Source organism: Arthrobacter sp. JCM 19049 (assembly GCF_001310435.1).
This window is the reverse complement of the sequence record NZ_BAXF01000163.1, coordinates 1-4393: the sequence shown is the minus strand read 5'-3', so window position 1 is coordinate 4393 and position 4393 is coordinate 1. Positions and strand designations below refer to the sequence as shown.

Here is a 4393-nt window from a genome sequence, read left to right as displayed (position 1 = left end):
AGCTTCGGATCCAGGCTCAGCTCCAGGTCCTTGCCGTTGACCGGCTCGCTGCTGAAGAGTTCGTCCTGCTGCTCGTGCTCCGAGTTGTAGCTGGCCACCGTGGTGCCGGCGGTGCCGGCCAGCAGCTGGTTGAACTGGGCCTGCAGCCCGGAACGTCCCACCTGGTCCCCGGCCTTGACCTTGCCCTCGGACTTCTCGATGATTTCCGCGGTCGCCTGGCCCACGGTGCCCAGCAGCTGGCGGGCGAAGCTGCGGGTGGGGGCCAACGGCAGCTCATCGGGGGTGGCGACCGCCCCGGGGATGGCGTTGATCTTTTCATCGGTCGCCTCACGCTCGGCGTCATCGCGCAACACGATCGCCTCGACCCAGGCCCGTTCCCCGGCCGCGGCGACCCGCTTGGCGTAGTCATCGGGATCCAGGTCCACCAGCTTGGCCAGGGCCCGGGCCGAGTCCTCCCATTCGGAGGCCTCGGCGCGGGTCTTGTCGATGCCCACGCGCACGACCGGACGGTCGGTGACCAGTTTGGCACCCTTCGCCCCGAGGATGTCGCCGCGCTGCGCCGCGGTATTCCGGGCGGCCAGGTAGCCGCCCTCCTCCAGGCCGGGGGCCAGGACGGCCGGGTCGAAGCGCAGCTTCCAGTCCTGGGCGTCCTGGTCGTACTCAAAGACCGCGTTGGTTTGGTAGCTCAGGTCGTTCTCGCCTGGGTCGACGTCCCATACGGTGTTGATCACCGCGGTCGCGGTCTTCTGCTCACCCTGGGGTTCCTCGTCCACCTCGGCCGACTGCACGGTGTGCGTGTGCCCGATCCCGTCCATGCGCCGGAAGGTTTCCTTGACGACCTGGCTGACCTGCTCGGTATCGGCACCGGCGGCCAAGGCACCTGCGAAAAGTCGTCGGACTCCAGTGCCGCGCTCAGCGCCTCGGCGGCCGGCTTGACCTCCGGGGTGGATTCGCTGCAGGAGGTGAGGGTGGCCGCGAGCAGGGCGGCGGTGGTCAGGGCGCCAAGGGGCGGAGAACGGGTCGCATGGCGCCATCGTATTCACCCAGGGTGTTGCAGGCAATTGGTTAAGGAAACCCAAAGCGCATCCGGACATGGCCGGAGTTAATGGCGGTGGCGATCCGCTGGCGTAAAAGCGGCAACGTTGCATATAGCTGGCCGCAATGGGCGGCCAGGATTCGGGGTGCGTTAATCCCTTGCGCGGAGGTTTGGACCGGCCGGGGCAGCAATGGGTTCTTGACGCCATTTCCGGCAGTGTTAAAAGCTCAGGGATCCGGTTTCGTGGAACGGCCTAAAAAGGCCGTTCGGAACGTCACTGGCTCGCCCCAATTCAAGGGTTAAAAGGACACGTCTTGCGGCGCCGCGCAAGAGGCGGCGCACGGTGATTTTCGTCCCAGTCCCGGCCGAACGTGCATCAACTCTCAAATCTGAATCGCAAATCCCTGTGACTAGGCACGAAGAATAGTTGAAACATGAAGCTTCAAGCGGAATTGTGGTGCATTTCTCGCCCTATTTATTACTCATTGGTAGGCTCAATGGCCATGACTGCCCCTACGACAACCCCTGAACCACCCAAGACCAGCGGGGAAACTCCGCCTGCGGACCAGGCGCCCCCACCAAAACCCGGGTCAACCGGGTGGTGTTCTACGGTTCGGCGCTGCTGGTGCTGGCCATTGCCCTGTGGGCGATCATCGACCGGGAATCGGCCGACGCGGTCATTACCGCGTGCGTGACCTGGATCGGACACACCTTCGGCTGGTACTACACGCTGATTGTCGTGGCGGTGCTGGTCTTCGTCATCGGGATCGCGATCTCCAAGGTGGGCAAGACCCGGCTGGGCCCGGACCACTCCCGGCCCACCTTCAACCTGTTCACCTGGGCGGCGATGCTGTTCGCCGCGGGCATCGGCATCGACCTGATGTTCTTCTCGGTCTCCGAACCGGTCACCCAGTACCTGGCACCGCCGCGCGGGGAGGGCTCCACCGTGGAGGCCGCACGCCAGGCGGTGGTGTGGACGCTGTTCCATTACGGGCTGCTGGGTTGGGGGCTCTATGCGCTGATCGGCCTGGCCCTGGGCTACTTCTCCTACCGGCACAACCTGCCGCTGTCGATCCGCTCGGCGCTCTACCCGCTGCTGGGGGACCGGATCCACGGCTGGATCGGGCATGCGGTGGACATCGCCGCGATGCTCGGCACGATCTTCGGCATCGCCACCTCGCTGGGCATCGGCGTCGCCCAGCTGAACTTCGGGCTGAACTTCATGTTCGACATCCCGGAGAACACCATGTGCAGATCATCCTGATCGTCATCGCGGTGCTGATGGCCACGATCTCGGTGCTCACCGGAGTGGAGAAGGGCATCCGGCGGCTCTCCGAGCTGAACGTGCTGCTGTGCATCGCGCTGATGGTGTTCGTGCTGGTGGCCGGCAGCACTTCGTTCCTCTTCGACGGGATTATCACCAACATCGGCGACACGCTCTCGCGCTTCCCGTCGATGGCGCTGGACACCTTCGCCTTCGACCGCCCCGATGACTGGCTGAACAGCTGGACCCTGTTCTTCTGGGCCTGGTGGATCGCCTGGGCCCCGTTCGTGGGCCTGTTCCTGGCGCGCATCTCCCGCGGCCGGACCATCCGCCAGTTCGTCACCGGCGTGCTGGTTGTGCCGTTCGCGTTCATCCTGCTGTGGATCTCGATCTTCGGCAACAGTGCGCTGGCCTGGTGCGCGGGGGCAATGAGGCGTTTGGCGAGGTGGCGATGAACACCCCGGAACAGGCGTTCTACTCGCTGCTGGAGCAATACCCGGGCGCGCCGATCACCGCGGCGATCGCCACCTTCACCGGGCTGCTGTTCTACGTCACCAGCGCCGACTCCGGTGCCCTGGTGATGGCGAACTTCACCTCCCACCTGGCCGACCCGCAGTCCGACGGGTCCAAGCCGGTGCGCCTGTTCTGGTCGCTGGCCACCGGCCTGCTGACCCTGGGCATGCTGCTGGTGGGCGGGGTGCCGACCCTGCAGGGCGCCACCGTGATCATGGGGCTGCCGTTCTCCTTCGTGCTGGTGTTCATCATGCTCGGCGTGTTCAAGTCGCTGCGCGTGGAATCCGCGTTGGCCAACAGCTACAAGCACACCATGCACAAGCTGCTCTCCAGCCGCATCGGCACCCCCAACGATCGGCGCAGCTGGAAGCAGCGCCTGGCCCGGACCATGAACTACCCCGGCACCGGGCCACCAAACGCTACCTGGACGATGTGGCCCTGCCGGCCCTGGAGGAGGTCAGCCAGGAGTTCTCCGCCCGCGGTGCGGAAGTGGCACTGGATATCGAACGGGTGGAGCACCTGGAGCTGGATTCGCTGGACCTGGTGGTCAGCAACGGGGACGAACGGCCCTTCAAGTACCAGATCTACCCGGTGGCCATGCCGGTGCCCAGCTACGCCAGGGTTTCGGCCGGCAACGATATCTACTACCGCATCGAGGTCTTCTCCCAGGAAGGCAGCCACGGCTACGACCTGATGGGCCTGAACAAGGATCAGCTGATCTGCGACGTGCTGGACCAGTACGAGGCGCACATGACGTTCTTGACCACCCAGGTCGAGGCCGAGGGGCCCAGCCTGATCAACAGCAACGGGGTCTCGAAGACCGACTGGGAATCGGACTTCGACACCACCTCCCTACCGATTTCAACCACTAAGGAGCAAGCATGAGCCTGCCACAGGACACCGACTTTCCCCGCAACGAAAACCCGTTGCTGCATTCGGGCGCGACCCTGTTCATCGACGGGAAGTTCCAAAAGGCGGCCTCCGGGCGCACCCGCACCATCCAGTGCCCCGCCAATGGGGTAGCGGTGGCCACGGTCTCCGAGGCCGGCCAGCAGGACTCCGAGGCCGCGATTGCCGCCGCCCGCCGCTCCTTCGACTCCGAGGTGTGGTCCTCGGTGCCGGCCGGAGAGCGCGGGGACTTCCTGCTGAAGGTCGCCGACCGGATCAGCGAGCGCAAGGAGGAGTTTGCGCTGGCCGAAACCCTGGACACCGGCAAGCGGATCGTCGAAGGCCGCCTGGACATGGACGACATCATCGCCAGCTTCCGCTACTTCGGCAAGCTGGCCGGCAACCAGGCCGGACGGATCGTGGACGCCGGGGACGCGAACGTGGTCAGCCGGATCGTACATGAGCCGATCGGCGTGGCCGCGATGATCACCCCCTGGAACTACCCGCTGTTGCAGGCGGCCTGGAAGATCGCCCCGGCGCTGGCCGCCGGCTGCTCGTTCGTGCTCAAGCCCGCGGAGCTGACCCCCTCCACCGCGATCCTGACCATGCAGGTGCTCGATGAGCTCGGCCTGCCGGCCGGGGTGGCGAACCTGGTCACCGGCACCGGGGTCGAAGCCGGCGCGATCCTCTCC

General features: G+C 65.6%; 3 protein-coding genes and 2 pseudogenes. 4 read left to right on the top strand and 1 reads right to left on the bottom strand.

All coding sequences use genetic code 11. The features are described 5' to 3' along the window. Positions 1-875, bottom strand: a pseudogene (locus JCM19049_RS08595) (penicillin-binding protein); the annotation flags it as partial. 759 nt (positions 876-1634) lie between these two features. Here JCM19049_RS08595 and JCM19049_RS23340 point away from each other — a divergent pair. The 4 genes and pseudogenes from JCM19049_RS23340 to JCM19049_RS08585 all read left to right on the top strand — a co-directional run. Continuing rightward, positions 1635-2755 (top strand): annotated as a pseudogene (locus tag JCM19049_RS23340) (BCCT family transporter). After that, on the top strand, positions 2716-3507 hold the full coding sequence (locus JCM19049_RS23335) for a BCCT family transporter (RefSeq protein ID WP_374700266.1): 792 nt from the start codon (positions 2716-2718) through the stop codon (positions 3505-3507). Before JCM19049_RS23340 ends, JCM19049_RS23335 begins: the two are co-directional and overlap by 40 nt. Continuing rightward, a complete protein-coding gene (locus JCM19049_RS23330) occupies positions 3507-3698 on the top strand; it encodes a hypothetical protein (protein WP_374700265.1) in 192 nt (63 codons plus the stop codon). Before JCM19049_RS23335 ends, JCM19049_RS23330 begins: the two co-directional genes overlap by 1 nt. Next, on the top strand, positions 3695-4393 hold a 699-nt coding region (locus JCM19049_RS08585), incomplete at its 3' end, for an aldehyde dehydrogenase family protein (RefSeq protein WP_279402788.1). The genes JCM19049_RS23330 and JCM19049_RS08585, both read left to right, overlap by 4 nt.

Excerpts from the sequence above, each read along its gene's own strand:
- JCM19049_RS23330 (WP_374700265.1), top strand. The coding sequence starts at position 3,507 with ATGGGCCTGAACAAGGATCAGCTGATCTGCGACGTGCTGGACCAGTAC.